Below are 18,856 nucleotides of genomic sequence, written 5' to 3'. Positions count from 1 at the left end.
TCCTTTAGTTTAAGAGGGTTGCCATTGAAATTCTGTTTAAACTAAAAGTATAAACAATCTCAGATTTGAAACGATGGATCCTTTTATAAAGCATTACAGCTCTTTCGAAAACTCCAACCCTCTTTTGTAGCACATTACATTATTAAGATAACAGAATCTATTATAGCAAATTTTTTTGGATTTAACGATTATTTTCATGACCTAAAAATAACCGGATAGTACTTCCAGATTCTAGCATTGTCCCTGCTTTCGGTGACTGGTCAATAATTTCTTCTCCTTCGCCGTTCACTTCAATGGACAGGTCTAAAGGATACTCCGCCAATTTATCCGTACTGTCTCCTATAAAATCCGGTACTTCTATTTTAGGCTGGTCAGGCCAGGCATATTCTTTCTCTAATCCATCTATACGCTTCTCTACGCCCATCGCCCGCAGACTATCATCAATAATTGTTCCGACAACAGGTGCAGCAACAACACCACCGAATTGAATCGTATTTTTAGGGTTATCAACAGCCAGATAAACAACAATTTCCGGATCATCCGCAGGTGCAAAACCGATAAAGGATACAATATAGTTATTTTCTAAATAACCGCCGTTCGGTCCTACTTTTTGAGCCGTACCTGTCTTACCGCCAACACGATATCCATCAACATAAGCAGGCCTTCCTGTTCCCTGTGCAACTACTGTTTCTAATGTTTCCCGTATCGTTTTAGATGTTTCCTGGGAGATTACTTGCCCCTTCAAATGAGGCTCATAGGATTCAACAACTTCTCCTGTGACAGGATCAACCCATTCCTTGGCAATCATCGGTTCGTATAAATAACCGCCATTTACAGTTGCAGCAACAGCCATCACCTGTTGTATCGGTGTTACAGAAACACCTTGTCCAAAGGACGTCGTTGCTAATTCAACTGGTCCTACATTTTCCGGTTTGAAAAGTATGCCATTTCCTTCTCCCTGCAGATCAATACCTGTCTTTTTACCGAACCCAAAGGCATCAATATATGAAAATAGCTTTTCTGTTCCCAGCATTTGGCCTAAATTTACAAATCCCGGGTTACAGGAATTTTGGACAACTTCAAGGTATGACTGATCCCCGTGCCCGCCACGCTTCCAGCAATGGATTGTTGCTCCGCCAACTTTAATATCGCCATCATCATAATACCGGTCTTTTTCTAAATCAACGACTCCTTCTTCTAAAGCAGCAGCCAATGTAATAATTTTAAAGGTAGATCCAGGTTCATAAGTACTCCAAATGGGCAGATTTCTCCCGAATATAGAAGCATCCACATCCTGATAATTCTCTGGATCAAAATTTGGACGGCTGGACATCCCCAATACTCCACCTGTTTTGGGGTCAACAGCAATCGCCATTGCTCCATCCGGATTATATTTCGCTACAACCTGGTCCAGCTCTCTTTCCATAATTGTTGTCACTTTATTATTAATCGTTGTTTTTAAATTCAAACCATCTTTTGGAGATTTATATTCATCCGCAAGCTGATCCAATCTTCCGCCTTTTGCGTCTGAATAAAACGATAAGCTTCCATTCTCTCCTTTTAATTTATCATCATAATATAATTCAAGTCCCATTAATCCCTGGTTATCTATCCCCGTAAAGCCTAGCACATGGGATAAAGCACTGTTATTTGGATAATGGCGCTTTGAATCCTTGGCCAAATAAACACCATCTAAATCTAATTCCCTGATTGCCTGCTCCTGCTCATTATTAATTTTGATACCCTCAGGCCTCACCATCACACTCATAGCATTTTGTGTAACTAATTCCATCATTCTTTCTGTCGGCACATCGAGAATTCCCCCCAAAAGTTTAGCAGTGTCTTCAGGTTCTTTTATTTGCCGAGGCATTAATAAGACAGTAGGAGCAGTTACATTCTCTGCAAGAATCTCTCCTTCAGAATCAAGAATATATCCTCTTTCTGCGGCAAATGTGATATCTCTTGTCCATAAATCATTGGCACTGTCTGATAAATCATCACTTAATACGAGCTGGACATAGGCCAGCCTCGCAATAATGACAAGAAAAATAAGAATCGCAAATAAAAAAACAGTGACAATCCGTTTTTTTATTATAATTGTGGATGCGCGTTTCATGAAAGAACTCCTTTCATCATGCTTTGTATCCACTATATGAATGAAAAAAATGGAATAGAACAAGCTATCTTTTATAGTTGCCAGTTGTGTATTTCTATAACAAGTCTGCTGCTCTTCTAAATTTCCCCCAACTCCATCAGGTTATGACTCCTTTCATTCGCTGTAGTAACCTAATTGAGCGCAGACCAACCACGGAGACTCCTATGGGAACAGGGCGAGCTGAAGATCCGCTTGAAAAGCGGTTTTCTTTTCAAATTAGCTGAAGCCGTCCCCATGGCAGACTAAGATCGCAACGTCCTGGGGTTGCGATTACTCACCCCATCGAAAAGAGTTGTTGCAACGTCTGCACTAGTACGTCTTGGGACTGCGATTACTCGCCCCACCGGAAACATTTGTACGTCGGAAAGCGGAGTGCTTGGTCGGAGCGGAGCCATACACAATCTCCATTTCATATAGAAAGATGATTTAACAACATGCAAGCAGGATAATGTAGAACATATTCATCCTGGGAATAGGAAGGTATAGATGCTTATTCTCAGGGGCAAAAGTTACGTTTATAAACAGAAAAAAGCTTGCCGAAAAAGTAATTACTTTTTCGGCAAGCTTTTTTTATTCTTCTTCCGAACCTTCGTCTTCTGCTGTATCCTCTTCATCATTTTCAGTGTCAGCTTCATCATTTTCACTATCATCAGATGATGTATCTCCAGAAGGTGTTTCTAATTCGAAGCCTAAGTAGTCACCTTCTTGAATTGGTTTTCCAACCTCAATGCTTTGGGAAGTGACATAACCATTACCAAATCTTTCTGTCTGTAATTGCAGCATATCAGCAAATTCCATCACTTCTCTTAATGACCAGCCTGTTAAATCCGGCATTGTTGGTTCGTCTGTAAGTAATAGAACTTTTTCGTTTGGTAATATTTTTTCTCCTGCTTCCACATTACTTGAAATTATTTTTTCTCCTTCACCGATTACAATCGGCCGCAGTCCTTTTTCTTCTAAATCAGACTGAATATTTTCTGTAGATTCATCCTTTACTTCTGGAAATTCTACTTCATCAATACCGTCGGATTCATTTTCATCCGGTTCTACATCTAAATAATGGAGACTATTTTCTACGACATTATTAAAAATAAATGAAAGAGGTGCCGAGCCTGATTCTGTATCCTCAAGTTCCGGCTGCTGGATGGACACATAAACCATTAATTTAGGGTCATCCATAGGAGCCATCCCCAGAAATGAAAACACGTAGTTCTCTCTTCCTGTTAAATAGCCGCCTCCTTCAGGATCCGGCATTTGCGCTGTCCCTGTCTTACCACCGACAACATAATCATCTAACTTATATGGTGCGCCTGTTCCATGCTCATCATTTACTACAGAAGTCAGCAATTCTCTCATTTGTTCTGCTGTTTCTGCTGAAATCGGCTGACCGGCATATTCCGGCTCTGTTTCTTCCATAACATTTCCTGTTGTAGAATCGACAATCTTATCTACGACATATGGCTTCACCATTTTCCCATCATTAACAACTGCTGAAGCAGCTTTCATCTGCTGGATAGGAGTAACGGTTGTTCCTTGTCCGAAGGCCGTTCTTAATTTTTCGGAAGGCCAATTATATTGAATGCGGCCGACAGCTTCATCAGGAAGATCAATGCCGGTCGGATCTTCAAAGCCAAACGCCTTAATATATTCATAGAATTTATCTGCTCCAATTTCTTCCCAGAGCAATTTAGACGCAGCTACGTTGGAAGAACGCATAAAACCTTCATCATAAGAAATTTCTCCCCAGCCTTTACCCTGGTTATGGTCTCTGATTTTTTCAATTCGTTCGTTAGGCTGGTAGGTTCCAGATTTAAATGTCTCTTCTCCATTATAGACCCCTTCTTCAATGGCAGCTGCCCATGTAAAAATCTTGAAGGTAGAGCCTGGTTCAAAAGGAGAAGAAATCGGATCATTATACCAGTTTTCAACATTATCAGGACTATTCGGGTTGTAGGTTGGCCGGGTACTCATGGCAAGAATTTCACCCGTTTTCGGGTCCATAATAATGGCGTTCATCTTCGCAGGATTATATTGCTCATCCACCTGGGTCATCACATCATCCAACAAGGTTTGAATTTTTTGGTCAAGTGTTAAATAAACAGAATCTCCATCTTCCGGTTCTTGGATAACCTCATCAGGATCCAATAATTTCTTGTTATACCTGTCTCGCTGATATGAAATAAATCCATCCTTCCCGCCAAGAACTTCATTCATGACATTTTCCATGCCAGTTATACCAGTAATGCTATGTTCGATACCATCCTCGGTTTCTTCCTCTATCTCACGGGCAAAACCAATAATGTGCGATGCAAATATACCATTTGGATAATAACGCATAGGTTCTTCATCAAAGTAAATTCCCGGAATTTCTGTATCCTCTATTTCCTCTTTAACCTGCTGTGAAAGCTGACGTCCCAGCTTTCCAAATTCAACCTGGAATTTCCCTGTATTAACTGCATCATCCAGTATACTTTTTATTTCATTCTCATCCACTTCTAAAATAGGTGCCAGTTTTTCCGCTGTTTCCTTTGTATTTGAAACATGCAGGGCTTTTGGTGAATTTTCGGAGTAAGCTTCGTCTAATATAGCATACATTCGATACGCAGGGCGGTCATAGGCCAAAACCATGCCGTTTTTATCCATGATTTTTCCGCGTTGTGCTTGCATTGTAAAAGAAGCCGAACGCTGCTTCTCTGCCCACTCACCCAATGCAACTCCGCTAACTTCACCGGTTGCCTGTATATACAAAAATCTTCCTGCAATGACAAGGAACAGGGCAACAAAAATCAGTGTATAAACACCGGCCATTATGTTTGCCGTCTTATTTTTTTTCATTTTAAAGAAACCCCTTGCTAGTTGTTAACTGTTTCTGCTTGTTTCACTTCCGAATTTTGGATTTTCAATCCATTTTTCTCCGCAATTTCAGTAATTCTCTCAGGGCGTGATAATTCTTCCTTCTCAAAATTTAAATTTTCATTTATTATTTTTTGGTTGTTTATATTGGTTTCTACATTTTGCATACCACGATTCAAGGAATCAGTTCCAGATGCAAAAGAAACGATACCAATTCCAAATGCTAAAATTGCAGCACCTGTAATGGAATAAATCACTTTTTCTCCTTTGGTAATCCAAGGTGTTTTCTTTACCTTTCTGACTACTGTTTGGGATTCTTCTTGAGGATTATATCGGGGGTTTACTTGCCATTTTCTTGCCTGGTTTTCGCTCATCTCTTTTTCCACCCTTCTTCATAACGGAAATCATTATTCCATTCATTTATTTTTTCGACAATCCGTAATTTTGCTGAACGTGATCGCCGATTTTCGTCTAATTCATCCATTTGAGCTATAATTGGTTTTCTTGTTATCAGTTTAAAAGGAGCCTGATGTGATTCTGGTACAATAGGAATTTGTCTGGGAACAGGCTTATCTGTACTCCACATTTTAAAAGCCTGTTTACAAAGACGGTCTTCTAATGAATGGAATGTAATTACTGCTATCCTTCCATTTTTACCTATTACCTCAGCAGCCTGGTGAAGTGCCTGATTAAATACTTCCAGCTCATCATTTACAGCAATACGTATTGCTTGAAAAATACGTTTCGCCGGATGTCCGCCTTTTCTACGGGCGGGTGCAGGAATAGCATCCTTAATAATTTCTACCAGTTCTCCAGTTGTTTCAATCGGCCTTGTTTCTCTTTCCTTTTCAATCCTTCGGGCAATCCCTTTGGAGAATTTCTCCTCGCCATACTTGAAAAAGATGGATACCAGTTGTTCATAGCTCCACTCATTCACGACTTCATATGCCGAGAGCGGCTGGGATTGGTTCATACGCATATCTAATTTTGCATCCTGGTGGTAACTGAAGCCTCTGTCAGCATGATCCAGCTGTGGAGAAGACACCCCTAAATCGAATAGGATTCCATCAACATGTATAACACCCTGTTCTGAGAGGTTTTCTTGCAATCCTTGAAAGTTTGAGTGTATAAATGTAATTCTCTCCGTATATGCACTCAACGTCTTTTTTGCAGCCTCTAATGCCTGTATATCTTGATCAAAGGCAAATAGCCTGCCGTTTTGATCAAGTCTTGATGCAATTTCCAAAGAATGACCGCCACCACCGACAGTACAATCAACATAGGTACCGTCCGGCTTAATTTCCAGCCCTTTTATAGTTTCTTCTTTTAAAACACTGTAATGTTCAAACATCTAAGCCACCAACTTTTTCTTAAATATCAAAATCCATTAGATTCTCAGCGATTTCTGCGAATGATTCTTCAGATTCTTCCACATACGTATTCCAGTGATCGCTGGCCCAAAGCTCAACACGGTTCGAAACGCCAATCACACTGCAATCCTTTTCCAGATTAGCGTACGCTCGCAGATTTGCAGGAATGTTTATTCTTCCCTGTTTATCTATTTCACATTCCATTGCACCGGAGAAAAAGAAACGTGTAAAAGCACGGGCATCCTTTTTAGTCAGTGGGAGCTGCTTTAATTTCCCTTCCAAAACTTCCCATTCGTGCTTGGGGTAAGCGAATAAACATTTATCAAGACCACGCGTCAATACAAAACTTGTCCCTAAGTCTTCTCTAAACTTAGAAGGAACAATGATTCGTCCTTTTGTATCAATGCTATGCAGGAATTCTCCCATAAACATAAAGACGCCCCCCACTTTCGTAAATTCATAATACCACATCCCTCCACTATGCTCCACCATTTATTCAAAAATATTTTATATCCTTCTTTTAAAGCGTCTGAATTTCTTTTTAAAAACCATAAAAAAAACTGTCATATCAATAGATAGACAGTTTTTCAAAAAAATATAAACCTGTGGTGGGGACTTGTGGAGAGAAATTATTCAACCACCCAATGTCCTGTTTCCATATCAAGTGGAAATGCAGTCAGCTGTGAAATAATTTCGATGCCATAATGATTCAATAAAAATAACGGATTCCAAATACGTTCCTGCAGACCTCCATGTGGATGAAGAACCTGCTCCAGCTGATTAAATTCATTTAACTCCCGGGCATGCTTCTTCTCAAATTCTTTATGAAAACGTTTATTCATAAATCGAATATCCTCTAACAAATAGGTTAAATTCTTTTTGCTTAGGGCCTGTATGTCATCTCCCATTCCGTCAGCCATATTCTGAATAGGCAGATGTGCCTCTTTAATTTTTTCAATAACCCCGTCTGTTACCTGGTCTATTTCTTGACGCCCGTTCGTTTTCATATACGCTTTTCTTGTTGTCTGAGTCCCATTTAATATAACATCTTCAACACGCAGCTGATATTTTGTTAATATCTTTTTTGTAGAAGCGTCTAAAAACGTGAATGAAAGTCTTGGAACAACTGGCGGCATTTGCAAATTCATTACATGAAAACCCGATTTCAACGCTGCCCAATAAGCTATTTCGCCAGGTCCGGCTATAAAAGCCAAAGTAGGAAACATATATTCCTGCATAATCGGTCTGGTTACGACGTTATTACTCAATTTCCAAGGTGTATTTCTGGCAATATTCATCAATTCCTGCTGAGAAAAAGAAATTTCCTGCTGTTTTCCAACCCAACTCCCGTTTTCAGCTGCTTTCAACAAAATTCTTCCTTCAATATCATCATGGTAAAATAAATTCCCATCTGATTTTTCAGCGTCTATAGCAAGCGGGTATTCAAGGCTTTCTAATTCTTTTAGCGTTTCAGCCACAGATTTACTAATCTGCGATTGTTTCTGAATCAATTCCAGAAAACAATCTGTCTCCAGCTTACGGAAGGCAGGATTTCCAGAATCCACGAGGACAATCCCCTGATTTTCAAATAGCACAAAAATAAGACGTGCAAAGAAATCAATATAATTAGCTGCTTGATTTTGTACTTCCTGAATCAGCGTACAGATATCTTTTGTATGTGCTGTTTCCGGTAATTCTTCAAAAACAGCAGCACTCCACTTCTCAAGCTCTTCCTTATCCAGTTCCAGTTCTGATACAGACTTCTTTCCGGCATCTGTGTCCCGGGTATGAAACTTTATTTTTTTAAAATCTCCGTCTTTTTTTGGACAGTGAATATGATTTATTTCCTCAAAGTCATGATCTTCTCCGGCAATCCAAAATACGGGAATTACAGGTGTTCCCAATGCTTCTTCCTGCTGTTTTGCCAGCTGAAGAATGGAAATAATTTTATTAATCGTATAGACAGGGCCAGTTAAAAGACCAGCTTGCTGACCGCCGATAACAACCGTACTCTGCTTATCATTTAAACGGTCAATTTGCTTTAACGTCTCTTCTGGCGCTCCCCATTCTTTATTTAATTTATGTAATACATTTGTCAGCTCATTCCGGTCAAACTCTCTTTCGGATACATCTTGCAGCCGTTTATGAAAATCCTTATATGGATGGTAATCAAACATTTTTGTTATATTATCTGCTTCATTTTTATAATCAGCTACCAGCTTATTAGCAGCTGGTAAAGTTAATGGATTTATCTGCATATCATTTTCCCCTTATATCGAATTGGATACATTCCGTATTGTACAGAAAAAACTGTAAGAATCAAACTAATCTGCTTCCAGAGGAAATTAATTGCCGTTTTCTTATGATAAAACCTCAGAGATAATATAAATGCAGCTTAAAATAATATAAGCAGAAGAAAACAATAAAAATGCACTTCTCCAAACAATTTTAATCGCTTTGGATACCTCTATTTCTGTCTGATTTCGATATTGATGAATTAAAATTCCCGCCAGGCTGATTAAGAACAACAGGATAATCCATCCGAAAAAACTTCGGTCAAATAAAAGCTGCAATAAAATCCCGACACCTAAGATAAAAAATATCGCTGACCACTGGACAGCATTATGTACCGCTTTCCATGTATGCTTTTTAGTGAGTTTCGTTATCCAATACGCCAAAAAAGTAATAATGAATGGAAATGCAATAAATAGAGCCAGTGTATAGTAAATATAATCTCTCATTCTCTCCCCCCCTGCCTAAAAAACAAATAATTCATTAAAGTTTGTGTTAAGAAAAACCAAGAAAATCACTTGGTCTTTAAAATACTGGTGTTCTGACCAAGAAGATGTCCGCTGCGGAAAGCGTAGTGTATTTCTGGGGTTGCGATGACTCACCCCATGAAACCCGTTGGAGCGATTGACTCCGACATTTTTATATACTTTCTTATTCTTTCAAAAAGATAGAGCGATGTGATTCATTTTAGCTGATTTTGTATGAAAATAACAGAAATAATTTTAAATTCGTATTGTATGTATTATAATTTAGACAAAGAGGGAAATCCACATTCATCTTTAAATGTTCTTAATGAATATGATACTACACTATGCAGGAGGAGTTAATATGGGAAATGTAAAGATAGAAAATTTACTCATCAATTTTAAAACACTGGAAAAATTTAAGCGTTTTCGTGAATATGGAAATCAGGAATTAACAATGATGGAAGATTTGCAGAATAAGATTATTGAGAATAATAGTAAATCTCCTTTTTACGGAATCTATATTGGAGATAACTTAATAGCCAGAATGAGTCTGTATGAAGTGAGTAAGAAATATGATTTTTATTTTGAACCTTCGCAGGATTTTCTGACATTGTGGAAATTAGAAGTACTTCCTGACTATCAAGGGAAGGGATATGGAAAAGCGCTTGTGGATTTTGCAAAAAGCTTTCATCTTCCTATCAAAACAAGTCCGAGAATTAACTCACATGGTTTTTGGGAAAAGATGAACTTTATCAAGCCGCATTATGAAATGGAACGTGATTTGGGAGAAAATCCATTACTCTGGTTACCTGAAGGCGTTAAAGAAAAAGACACGAAGCAATAAGCTTCCTGTCTTTTTTTATTTAAATAAGATTCGAATGAATTCCCGAAAATCCGGAAGATACGGTTTACAAACGTGTCTTCTGCACATCCTCTATAAGATGATTTATTTTCCCCCATACCGTTTCATATACTTCAAGTCTCTTTTTTAAATCTCTGTTTTCCTGCATGGCTTCATTTAATTCTTCACGCTTCACAAAATCTTCCTGCTGCGGCATATCTGTCCGCATTTTTTCTAGCAGTTGAATGGCAGTATCAATAGAATGAATGGAAGAAGTTTCTATTGCCGGATAAGTAATTCGCTGCTTTAACCCTGCTTTTCTTTTTTCTTTTGCGGCTTGAACCTGCTCCTGACACTGCTTCCTTATCTTTGCATTCCAACGAAATCCACATGCTGCTGCTGTTCTTGATAATTTTTCAGCAACTTCTTTAAATGCTTCTAATTGTGTTCTGCCTTCCTGAATACATTGTAATACTGTATCTGCTAGCAATCTGTCCTCTTCTTCCGTCCAAGCATCCTGTCTTGTATCGTTCATAACATACCTCCTAATAGGGTTTGCTATCAATGTATGCAAAAAATAGGTATGCTAGAATCGTTTTATATTAAAATTATCCAAATCGCTTCATTTTCTCCATAAAAAAACAGACCACGTATTGTGATCTGCTTTTATTAATTGGAATTAGTTACTTACAACTTCTTTTCCATCATAATGTCCGCAAGATTTGCAAACATGATGAGGTTTTGTTAATTCACCACAGTTAGAGCATTCTACCATACCAGGTACGTGTAATTTTTTATGCGTACGGCGTTGGTTTTTTACTTTTTTGGAAGTTCTTCTTTTAGGTACTGCCATGACTTACACCTCCTTCAAAATGAAAGTAAAACTTGAATCAGATTCTTATTTTTCTTTCGGCTTATTATTAAGGAGAGATTCCAATTTTTTTAGTCTTGGATCGATGGACTTCTCTTCCTTAGTTTCAGATACAAATTCCCAGTCCTTCCCGCTAGAAGGAGCTGCCTCATCCGAATCAGCGTTATCAGCAAAAACGCGGAATGGAATTTCCAATAATATATTTTCCTTGATATATGGTGTTAAGTCAAGAACTTCTCCCTGAATTGGATGAATTTCTTGTTCCTGTTCTTCTCTTCCATAATAAGCAGATGCAGAAAAAACCTCGTTTGCATCTATTTCAAACGGATAAGGAACGTCCACCAATGTACGGGCACAAGGGAGTGTCATTTCTCCATTTAAATGAAAGCTCACATAGAACTCTTCACCATGCATGGTTACTTGCCCTGTCACATGCACTGGAGAAATTTTACGAATATCATTATTCATCATTTCCAGTTCTGTCACATCTGCTTGGCCATCAAAGAAATACGGCTCATTTACGGAACCTTTTCTAATCTGATTAATTGTTAATTTCATTAAAATCACCTCTAGGCAACAAGATAAATGATAAAAGAAAATGCCACGTTTGTCAATATATTTTCTTTACAGAAGGAGTATTACCTGACAAAAGAAGCAGAAAACATCCGTTACAATCATTTTGGCAGCATTTTTCTCTTATATCATTCTTTTGCTTTTATTATTATTCCTGCTATTATTTTAATGCTCAATATGTAAGAAATTATAACCTTTTTACAGATGAATATCCAAACATAATACATATATTATCGAAAATCTGTTTACAGCTATAAATATGTTAAAATAGAATTACTTAAAAATAGAGGTGAGTGTATGAAAGCTTGCGGTTTAGTTGTAGAATATAATCCTTTCCATTATGGGCATCAATACCATTTAAAACAAGCAAAAGAAAAAACAAATGCTGATTGTGTTGTTGCTGTAATGAGCGGGAACTTTTTACAGCGTGGCGAGCCGGCTATTATGGATAAATATAGCCGGGCCAAAGCAGCAATTATTGGAGGAGTAGATCTGGTTATAGAACTGCCTTATGTTTATGCTGTTCAGTATAGTGATTATTTTGCCAAAGGAGCAATTGACATCCTCTATCATACGGGAGTAAATTCAATATGCTTTGGCAGTGAATCGGGGAATATCCATTCTTTTTCAGATGCTTATCTGCTTAAAAAGCAATATCATGATCAATATGAAACCTACGTGAAAACATACTTAAATGAGGGGCACGCATACCCTGATGCAGCAACAAAAGCTTATCAAAGTATTTTTGGCATTTCTGATATACTTGATGTGTCCAAACCGAACAATATATTAGGTTTAAGTTACGTTCAGGCAATTAAAGACGCTAAGTACCCTATAAAGCCTGTTACAATTAAACGGATTCAGAATAATTATCATGATACTGCAATCACAGGGAACATTGCCAGCGCAACAAGTATCCGTAAAGAAGTTCTTAAAAATCCTTCTGCATCTGAATCGGCTGCAGAAACAATGCCGGCAGCTACTTTAGATATTTTACAAAGTTACAAATATGAGGCAGGCTGCTGGCACGATTGGGAGTTATATTTTCCTTTTTTAAAATACCGTGTGGAAACGATGACTATAACAGAACTAAGACAAATAGAAGGTATTGTGGAGGGACTTGAGCATCGAATCGTACGTACCGCTTCAAACGCTTCATCTTTTCAAGAATGGATGACCGCTTTAAAAACAAAACGGTATACATGGACCAGGCTTCAGCGTATATTTGTGCATATTCTAACGAATACAAAAAAAGAAGAAAATATTCTTGCAAATAATGTAGGTTACATACGGATTCTTGCTATGAATAAAACCGGACAGGCTTATCTAAATCAGCAGAAAAAACAAGCTGAGCTGCCATTTATTACAAAAATCAATCAAATACAGCATCCATCCCTGCAAATAGAAGAAAGAGCTGCCAAAGCATATTACAGTGTCTTGCCCGGCAGTAAACAACGAAAATTCTTCTTACAGGAAATTAAATCCCCGATAATTATAAAGTGAAATCCTTTCAGCAAGAATTTTCGTTCTTCTCTCATTGGATGAAACGGCAGAAACACTTGATATTAGAGGAATTACATCCGGATTAAAACCAGCAGTATTAAAAAAGAGACTGATAACTGCCCCATTTTTAAAATAAGTAAATCGGCACAAAAAAGGATTTCCGCATCACTACCGATATGTGATACAGAAATCCTTTTTATTTTATTCATCAGCAATACTTTCTAAATACTCTACCGCATCTTCAAAAGTATCCACTGGAACGATTTCCATGTCTGTTCCTATACTTTCGGCAGTCTCAACCGCCACTTGGTAATTTGAGTCTTCGCGTCCTCCTTCATTTGGAGCGAAGAAAATGTCCACACCCTCTTTGTCAGATGCCACCACTTTTTTGTCCACTCCGCCAATTCGGCCAACATTTCCTTCATAATCAATTTCACCAGTTCCACCGATTTGTTTACCATCTGTTAAGTCTTCTTCTACCAACTGATCATAAATCTCTAATGAAAACATAAGCCCTGCACTTGGACCGCCGATACTGCCGCTGGAAAAATGAATTTTTGGATTTACCGTAACTCCCCGGTCTGTCACAAGATTAATTCCAATCCCCATACGGCTGCCTTCATCATCTAACGGTTCTAACTCCAGATCTGCTGTATGCTCTTCATCATCCCGTTCATACATAACAGTTACAGTATCGCCCGCTTCTTTCCCGTCAATATAATTAATCAAATCCTGAGATTCATGAACTTCTGTATCATCAATTCCAGTAATACGGTCGCCGCTTTCTAATTTACCTTCTGCAGGCAGCCCTTCTACCGCCGCCACTACATATACACCATTATATGAAATATCTATATCTTTATCAGCCGCTTCATAAGCAACCACTGTTGCAGCTTGCTGTGAGCTTTCCATCACTTGGAGCTGTGCAGCCATATAGTCTTCCTGAGTCATTCCTTCCGGGAAGACCTGATCTAACGGCAGAATATCATGATGCGGTAATAATAAAGCAGCAGCATACAAAACGGGTGTCGCCTGCATTCCACTGACTGTTACTAAATGCATATCACCTTCGCTTGGATAGCTGTCTTCTACCTCTACAATTGGATCTAACGGGTCAGCTCCGCCTGGTTTTTGTATATAATACGGTAATTGATAAACTCCTAAAAAATAAACAACCAACACAACTGCTAATAAACCTATAATTCTTTTTTTTGATAAACGAAACACGTGTTATTCCCCTTCCCGGCATCTTTACTAAAAATATATCTATGGCATATTTTTATATGGTATTCGCGTATATATATCTTATATAACAATTTTATTTTATCAACATTATACATCGGACAAGCTAGCATTATTCTACTACTTCCCACAATAATTGTACAGAGTAGATACTTCATTACAGAAAGTACAGGCAACATAATGGCGCTTTCTTTCTAATAGGGGGACATCAGATTGAAGCAAAAACTAAAAACACTCGGTTATGCTGGCATATCAATTTTTTTATGCCTCAGTTTAATACGATTTCCGGATCAGGCATTAGAGGCAGCTATCCGCGGATTAAATATGTGGTGGGAGGTTGTTTTTCCGTCACTGTTACCATTTTTTATAACTGCTGAACTATTGTTAGCATTCGGAGTTGTTAAATTTTTAGGTGTTTTATTTGAACCGATTATGAGGCCATTATTTAATATACCCGGCGCCGGCAGTTTTGGATGGATCATGGGTATGGCAAGCGGTTATCCGACAGGAGCAAAAATAGCAGCTCGGCTCCGGGAAGAAAAACAAGTAACACAGATAGAGGCAGAAAGACTGGTATCCTTCACAAATAATTCAAGTCCGCTCTTTATATTCGGAGCTATTTCTGCCGGTTTTTTTTATAACATTAAACTGGGTTTACTTCTGGCAATTTGTCATTATTCAGCAAACACTATAGTCGGGGTCATCATGCGTTTTCATGGAAAGAAACAGGAACAGCACTTGACCAAGAAAAAAAGATATTCATTTTCACTGAAAAGAGCATTTCAAGAAATGCATCGAAACCGTTTAAAGAATACACGCCCCTTCGGCGAAATATTAGGAGATGCCGTATTAAATTCAATCCAGACACTTGTTATGGTCGGCGGTTTTATTATTTTATTTTCTGTATTGATTAAACTTCTTTTTCTGATGGATATAACACCGATTATCGCAGCTTTTATTGAACCAGTTCTTCCTATTTTTGAAATGCCAAAAGAATTGGGACTTCCATTTATATCAGGATTATTCGAAATTACTGTTGGATCAAACTTAATATCTCAAGTAACAACTGATTCATTATTGCAAAAAGCAATTTTAATCAGCTTCATCCTTGGATTTAACGGTTTATCCATACAAGCACAGGTTGCCAGTATTTTAGCGAAGACGGATATCCGCTTCTACCCATATTTTTTAGCCCGTCTTTTACATGGCACAATCGCTGTTATTTTAACTATTTTATTATACAAACCACTGTATCTCGATCGAATCGTTATCAACTCTAATGAAATTCCTGCTGCCACAATACAAGATTCCTCCATTTGGATGAATACTTACTATTTTTTACAGAATATTGGCCCGTCAATAACTATCTTAAGTTTGGCAGCAGCTATCTTTATTATTATCTATAAAATAAAAAAGACATAATTATATTCGTACTATACACCAAAAGAGAGCCCGATAAATCAGGCTCTCTTCATTGTAAAACATGAATAAATATAACTACTGTATGAATTGCAATTTTTTCAGGTCAGTAAGTTTTAGCTTATAGAGGATGTTCAAAAAGTTCCCAAATGATTAGCGGCGAATCTCTGCGTTGACCTTCTTGCTTCTAATTTAGCTACTTTTTGAACACACAATTATATGTAATAAACAGAAATCATGCATCCAACTTTTTTATTTAAATTTCTCCTTAAGCGCCTGCTCCACAACATCCGGAACGAGGCCAGAAATATTTCCCTGGTATTTAGCTGCTTCCTTTACCATACTTGAGCTTAAGAAAGAATATTTTGTATTTGTCATCATAAATAAGGTTTCCACATCTTCATTTAATTTCCGGTTCATCGAAGTAATCTGCATCTCATATTCAAAATCACTGACTGCACGAAGCCCTCTGATAACAGCAGTTGCTCCTATTTCTCTCGCATAATCCATCAGTAATCCACTGGAAGAATCAACCCGCACATTCGGGAAATCCTTTAATGTTTCCTCTAATAACTGTTTTCTTTCTTCGACAGTAAAAAGTGGTGATTTAGACTGATTATTAAACACTGTAACTACTACCTCTTCAAATACTTTTGCACCGCGACTGATAATATCTAAGTGCCCGTTTGTAACTGGATCAAAACTCCCGGGGCATATCGCTAGTTTTCTCATAGTTCACGCTTCCTCGCTTTCCTCGATTTGGTAAATAGTAACTTGAACTAAACCGCCATAATCCGCTTGTTTAATTGCTTTTAAAGATTTATACGCATTTGGCAGCATGTTAGACTTATCATGCTCACAATACACAATTGCATTCTCTTTAAGCATTTGGTTATCGAGAAGATAATCAAGTAATTTTAAATAGTCTTTATTTTTATATGGCGGGTCCAGAAGTACTAAATCGAATTGCAATTCACGTTTAGAGATTGCCTTTAAAGCTCGCTGTGCATCATTTCGATATACTTCTGCCTGCTTTTCCAGTTTTAGCGTTTTCAAATTCTCTTTAATGGTTTGTACTGCCTTTGGATGCTTGTCTACAAAAATCACCTTAGACATCTCTCTGCTCAACGCTTCAATTCCAAGTGATCCGCTTCCAGCAAATAAATCTAATCCGGATCCACCTGAAAAAAAAGGGCCCATTATTTGAAATACAGCTTCTTTCACTTTATCAGTAGTCGGTCTTGTAGATTCGCCAGCAACACTTTTTAGCCCTCTTCCCTTATGTATTCCAGCTATTACACGCACTCCAGGTCACCTCAGCTCTTTTTGGCTCGTCAATAGTCTACCACGATTCTCAGCTTTAGCAAATTATTTTATTTTGATATGTATATTATTTTTTGCTTTGTCTATAATAATATAATGATTCAGCTAAACATGATTTAGTTGAAACGGAAGAAGGCTTATTCTTCCCCATAAGCTCTTCATCCGGTTTCTCCTCTCCCTTTAGCCTTTTATTTTTATTTAAAAATAAAAGCACCTGCAGTAGTTTTGACTGCAGGTTTTTTTATTTTTATATACAATTTATACAAGTGCAGCCGGCTGTAAGTCTTCTATTTTAAAAAATAAAGAAACAAGCTGTCCATTCTGATTAAATTCCCATTTTATAATCATATTGCTTCGCTTTATCCGGTTTTGCATTCTCATAGTTTGTCGGAATAAATGGCTTCTGGGATCGTTCCACTTTAGAAACAAAAGCAAACTGATTAAACTTTTTCTCGATCGCATCCATATCCTCACGATTAACATAAATAACCGCATATCGATGTTTTTTAGAAACATGAATAAGGTGACCATGTTTTTTTAGCTGTCTGACATTTTTCATATGCTGAAACCAGACAACAATTCCCTGTCTTTCTACCATACTGCCATCCTCCCTTTTATTTATGATGCACAGCCGCAAGCTCCGCCGCTGCCGCAGCCGCACCCGCTGTCTGTCAATGCTGCACCATCTTTAGGTGCTTTAATCTGCTCACTGACACTCTCAGCTACAAACTGGCTAATTTCATCCAAAAGTTTTTGCAGATTTCTTTCAGCAATTTTAAAAGCCGCTACTTTATCATGCATATCCATATCACGCTTTTTGGAACGCACCTGCTTCATAATATCATAATAATCCGGATGATACCTGCCGAACCGCTGCACGTCTTCATAATGCTCTTTGACATCTGCAAATGTCCTAATTAGATTCTGCGCTTCCTTATCTTCATCCAATGCTTTCTTTGCTGATTGATATTGCTCCATTACATCGGATTGTAAAATCATTTTTCCAACAAGTTCCGATTCATCCAATATATCTACATATTCCATTGTAGCAATCATTTTCACACCTCCACGAACAAATTAATGCATGTAATAAAAAGAGAATATCTCTTAAGTAAGGTTTATGCCATTAACTATTAAATTAGATGTTATTCAGCTTGGCTGCATCATTAATTTTTAATAGTTATCCTTTTTATCATACCATTTTATGATTTGAAAGAAAACAGAGGCGACTTTAATCCTTCATTGATTTAGCCATCTCTGCAAACATTCTTACCATTTGTAATTGGTTCGAGAAGGTATTTACTTTTTGGGGAAATGTTTTTCCATAAAATTTCTTTGCTTCTTTTTTTAATTCCGTAAGCCGATCAGGATCCCGCATCAAATAACGATACCATATTGGATGATACCGGACAAATTCTGCAATATCTGGATTTTGTTTAAGATAAGTAATTACTTCATTATCCATTTTATCCCCTCTAATCTTTTCTTAATGAAAAAGGAGCCTTGGGCACCTTAGCAGCAGAAGGCTTTTTAATATCACCAATCATTTCCTGTACAGTTCCAATAGCTTTACTTAACTGCTCAATTTGTCCTTGTACCTTTTCTGTATCTAGATTTTGTGTGTAATCCATAATCTGCCGGATAAGATCAGAGTGGTCTGTTTTCTTGCTTTTTTTACTTTCTTGATTTTTCGGTTGTGTATCAGTATCGGGTTCTTTGATTTTATATTCTTTCCAAAAAGGATCATCTTCATCTAAAATTGCCCACTTCTCATAAAATTCCTGCCATCCCCTGCCACTTTTTCTGATTTCCTCCAACAATTTAGGATGGCGATTCACAAAGTTTTTAAATGCTGCAACACTGGGATGTAATTGATTCATTCTCTCACCGTCCTTTTTTTATTACAACTTCCTACAATAACCTATGTAAATTGCTTAAAAATGTGCT

Annotated in this window: 20 protein-coding genes; 3 read left to right on the top strand and 17 right to left on the bottom strand. The window is 37.7% G+C overall.

Translation table 11 applies throughout. The features are described 5' to 3' along the window. Positions 1-181: 181 nt before the first annotated feature. From BN1068_RS01525 to BN1068_RS01495, 7 genes are all read right to left on the bottom strand, one after another. Positions 182-2,116, bottom strand: coding sequence for a stage V sporulation protein D (locus tag BN1068_RS01525; protein ID WP_077601082.1), 1,935 nt, complete (start codon positions 2,114-2,116; stop codon positions 182-184). Positions 2,117-2,725: 609 nt separating this feature from the next. Beyond that, positions 2,726-4,990: a penicillin-binding protein gene (locus tag BN1068_RS01520; protein WP_077601081.1), complete on the bottom strand. Its 2,265-nt coding sequence runs from the start codon at positions 4,988-4,990 to the stop codon at positions 2,726-2,728. A gap of 17 nt (positions 4,991-5,007) precedes the next feature. After that, positions 5,008-5,394 carry a cell division protein FtsL gene (gene ftsL, locus BN1068_RS01515; protein WP_254846682.1) on the bottom strand — a complete coding sequence of 129 codons (387 nt, stop codon included), beginning with the start codon at positions 5,392-5,394 and terminating at the stop codon, positions 5,008-5,010. After that, positions 5,379-6,359 carry a 16S rRNA (cytosine(1402)-N(4))-methyltransferase RsmH gene (rsmH, locus tag BN1068_RS01510; RefSeq protein ID WP_077601079.1) on the bottom strand — a complete coding sequence of 327 codons (981 nt, stop codon included), beginning with the start codon at positions 6,357-6,359 and terminating at the stop codon, positions 5,379-5,381. The genes ftsL and rsmH overlap by 16 nt, the downstream gene beginning before the upstream one ends. A 19-nt stretch (positions 6,360-6,378) precedes the next feature. Next, positions 6,379-6,810 (bottom strand): division/cell wall cluster transcriptional repressor MraZ, encoded by a 432-nt coding sequence (mraZ, locus tag BN1068_RS01505; RefSeq protein WP_077601078.1) that lies wholly within the window; start codon positions 6,808-6,810, stop codon positions 6,379-6,381. 197 nt (positions 6,811-7,007) lie between these two features. After that, entirely contained in the window at positions 7,008-8,636 is a 1,629-nt protein-coding gene (gene bshC / locus BN1068_RS01500) for a bacillithiol biosynthesis cysteine-adding enzyme BshC (RefSeq protein WP_077601077.1), read from the bottom strand. A 102-nt stretch (positions 8,637-8,738) separates the two neighbouring features. Continuing rightward, positions 8,739-9,119: a DUF3397 domain-containing protein gene (locus BN1068_RS01495; RefSeq protein WP_077601076.1), complete on the bottom strand. Its 381-nt coding sequence runs from the start codon at positions 9,117-9,119 to the stop codon at positions 8,739-8,741. A gap of 379 nt (positions 9,120-9,498) precedes the next feature. Here BN1068_RS01495 and BN1068_RS01490 point away from each other — a divergent pair, with 379 nt between their 5' ends. Beyond that, positions 9,499-9,981 carry an N-acetyltransferase gene (locus BN1068_RS01490; protein WP_077601075.1) on the top strand — a complete coding sequence of 161 codons (483 nt, stop codon included), beginning with the start codon at positions 9,499-9,501 and terminating at the stop codon, positions 9,979-9,981. 64 nt (positions 9,982-10,045) lie between these two features. Here the strand turns inward: BN1068_RS01490 and BN1068_RS01485 are convergent, their stop codons facing one another. The 3 genes from BN1068_RS01485 to BN1068_RS01475 all read right to left on the bottom strand — a co-directional run bounded on the left by BN1068_RS01485 (position 10,046) and on the right by BN1068_RS01475 (position 11,407). Further along, positions 10,046-10,513: a Myb-like DNA-binding domain-containing protein gene (locus BN1068_RS01485; protein WP_077601074.1), complete on the bottom strand. Its 468-nt coding sequence runs from the start codon at positions 10,511-10,513 to the stop codon at positions 10,046-10,048. 144 nt (positions 10,514-10,657) lie between these two features. Next, positions 10,658-10,831 (bottom strand): 50S ribosomal protein L32, encoded by a 174-nt coding sequence (rpmF, locus tag BN1068_RS01480; RefSeq protein ID WP_077601073.1) that lies wholly within the window; start codon positions 10,829-10,831, stop codon positions 10,658-10,660. 45 nt (positions 10,832-10,876) lie between these two features. Then, the gene (locus BN1068_RS01475; protein ID WP_077601072.1) at positions 10,877-11,407 is read right to left on the bottom strand and encodes a YceD family protein; all 531 of its coding nucleotides are present in this window, start codon (positions 11,405-11,407) and stop codon (positions 10,877-10,879) included. A gap of 312 nt (positions 11,408-11,719) precedes the next feature. Here BN1068_RS01475 and BN1068_RS01470 point away from each other — a divergent pair, with 312 nt between their 5' ends. Beyond that, complete coding sequence (locus BN1068_RS01470) at positions 11,720-12,925, top strand: nucleotidyltransferase (RefSeq protein ID WP_077601071.1); 1,206 nt, start codon at positions 11,720-11,722, stop codon at positions 12,923-12,925. Positions 12,926-13,126: 201 nt separating this feature from the next. Here BN1068_RS01470 and BN1068_RS01465 read toward each other — a convergent pair whose 3' ends face one another. Then, positions 13,127-14,152, bottom strand: coding sequence for a SepM family pheromone-processing serine protease (locus BN1068_RS01465; RefSeq protein WP_077601070.1), 1,026 nt, complete (start codon positions 14,150-14,152; stop codon positions 13,127-13,129). 228 nt (positions 14,153-14,380) lie between these two features. On the opposite strand from BN1068_RS01465, the gene ylbJ reads away from it, so the two are divergent. After that, entirely contained in the window at positions 14,381-15,589 is a 1,209-nt protein-coding gene (ylbJ, locus tag BN1068_RS01455) for a sporulation integral membrane protein YlbJ (protein ID WP_077601068.1), read from the top strand. A 249-nt stretch (positions 15,590-15,838) separates the two neighbouring features. On the opposite strand, the gene coaD is transcribed toward ylbJ, so the two are convergent. From coaD to ylbD, 6 genes are all read right to left on the bottom strand, one after another. Then, positions 15,839-16,318 carry a pantetheine-phosphate adenylyltransferase gene (coaD, locus tag BN1068_RS01450; protein WP_077601067.1) on the bottom strand — a complete coding sequence of 160 codons (480 nt, stop codon included), beginning with the start codon at positions 16,316-16,318 and terminating at the stop codon, positions 15,839-15,841. A 3-nt stretch (positions 16,319-16,321) separates the two neighbouring features. Continuing rightward, positions 16,322-16,891: a 16S rRNA (guanine(966)-N(2))-methyltransferase RsmD gene (gene rsmD / locus BN1068_RS01445; protein ID WP_077601066.1), complete on the bottom strand. Its 570-nt coding sequence runs from the start codon at positions 16,889-16,891 to the stop codon at positions 16,322-16,324. A 343-nt stretch (positions 16,892-17,234) separates the two neighbouring features. Continuing rightward, the gene (locus tag BN1068_RS01440) at positions 17,235-17,507 is read right to left on the bottom strand and encodes a YlbG family protein (RefSeq protein WP_077601065.1); all 273 of its coding nucleotides are present in this window, start codon (positions 17,505-17,507) and stop codon (positions 17,235-17,237) included. 20 nt (positions 17,508-17,527) lie between these two features. Beyond that, entirely contained in the window at positions 17,528-17,965 is a 438-nt protein-coding gene (locus BN1068_RS01435; protein ID WP_077601064.1) for a YlbF/YmcA family competence regulator, read from the bottom strand. 175 nt (positions 17,966-18,140) lie between these two features. Next, complete coding sequence (locus tag BN1068_RS01430; protein ID WP_077601063.1) at positions 18,141-18,374, bottom strand: YlbE-like family protein; 234 nt, start codon at positions 18,372-18,374, stop codon at positions 18,141-18,143. A 10-nt stretch (positions 18,375-18,384) separates the two neighbouring features. Further along, positions 18,385-18,789 (bottom strand): spore coat protein YlbD, encoded by a 405-nt coding sequence (ylbD, locus tag BN1068_RS01425; RefSeq protein ID WP_077601062.1) that lies wholly within the window; start codon positions 18,787-18,789, stop codon positions 18,385-18,387. Positions 18,790-18,856 lie beyond the last annotated feature (67 nt).

This window comes from Oceanobacillus sojae, assembly GCF_900162665.1.
In the GTDB taxonomy this organism is placed as follows: domain Bacteria; phylum Bacillota; class Bacilli; order Bacillales; family Amphibacillaceae; genus Oceanobacillus; species Oceanobacillus sojae_A.
This window is presented reverse-complemented; position numbering and strand designations above follow the sequence as displayed.